This window comes from Rhodococcus sp. R1101 (genome assembly GCF_000278445.1).
GTDB classification, from domain to species: domain Bacteria; phylum Actinomycetota; class Actinomycetes; order Mycobacteriales; family Mycobacteriaceae; genus Rhodococcus; species Rhodococcus gordoniae.
Genome location: NZ_AJVB01000791.1, coordinates 1 through 1011, shown reverse-complemented (window position 1 = coordinate 1011; position 1011 = coordinate 1). Strand labels below are relative to the sequence as shown.

At 70.2% G+C, this 1011-nt stretch carries 1 protein-coding gene and 1 pseudogene; one reads left to right on the top strand and one right to left on the bottom strand.

Annotated features, from left to right (window positions below):
- On the top strand, nt 1-732 hold a 732-nt coding region (locus tag R1101_RS0124235; protein WP_016935727.1), incomplete at its 5' end, for a VWA domain-containing protein.
- A 37-nt stretch (nt 733-769) separates the two neighbouring features.
- Here R1101_RS0124235 and R1101_RS28640 read toward each other — a convergent pair.
- Nucleotides 770-1011, bottom strand: a pseudogene (locus R1101_RS28640) (MFS transporter); the annotation flags it as partial.

Below are 1011 nucleotides of genomic sequence, written 5' to 3'. Positions count from 1 at the left end.
CGTGAGATCGAGGCCCGCATCGCGCAGCACACCCGTACCGCCGTCACGGGTGCACTCGACCGGTCGTCGCGGACGTCGAATCCGAAACCGCGCGACATCGACTGGGACCGCACGATCCGTGCGAACCTCGCCCACTACCTGCCGGAGCATCGCACGGTGGTGCCCGAGAAGCTGGTGGGCTACGGGCGTCGTTCCCGGGCGGTGAAACGCGATGTGGTGCTCGCGGTGGACCAGTCCGGGTCGATGGCGTCGAGCGTCGTGTATGCGTCGGTGTTCGCGGCGGTCCTGGCCTCGATGCGGGCACTGCGCACGTCGCTGGTGGTCTTCGACACCTCCGTGGTGGATCTGACCGACATGCTCGCCGATCCGGTGGATGTACTGTTCGGCACCCAGCTCGGTGGCGGCACCGACATCAATCGGGCGATCGCCTACAGCAGGTCGCTGATCACCCGGCCGGCCGATTCGCTGTTCGTGCTCATCTCCGACCTGTACGAGGGCGGTATCCGCGCCGAGATGCTCTCCCGCATCCGGGAGATGGTCGGGGCGGGTGTGCAGGTCGTGGTGTTGCCGGCCCTGTCCGACGACGGGGCCCCGTCCTTCGACCGCGACAACGCGGCGGCGCTCGCAGCACTCGGCGTCCCCGTCTTCGCGTGCACACCCGACCGTTTCCCGGAGCTGCTCGCCGTCGCGCTCGAACGGGGCGACGTCGGGCGCTGGTCGCAGTCGAGGTGAACGCCGGACCGGCCCCGAACGGCGTGACGGCCCGGGATCAGCGGGCCGGTTCGCCGGAGGAATCGACCTGCGCGTCGCCGTCCTCCTCGGCGTACCGGGCGAGCAGCGCCGTCTCGGCCGTGTGGGAGGGGAAGGCGAAGGCCACCAGTGCCGCTCCGATCAGCACGATGGCGATCGCGGCGGTGTAGGCGCGGGTGTCGCCGTCGAGGAACGCCGTGCGGGCGGCCGCGATGATCTGTGGCGCGTACTGCGGATAGTGCTCGCTGATGCCGACGGCGC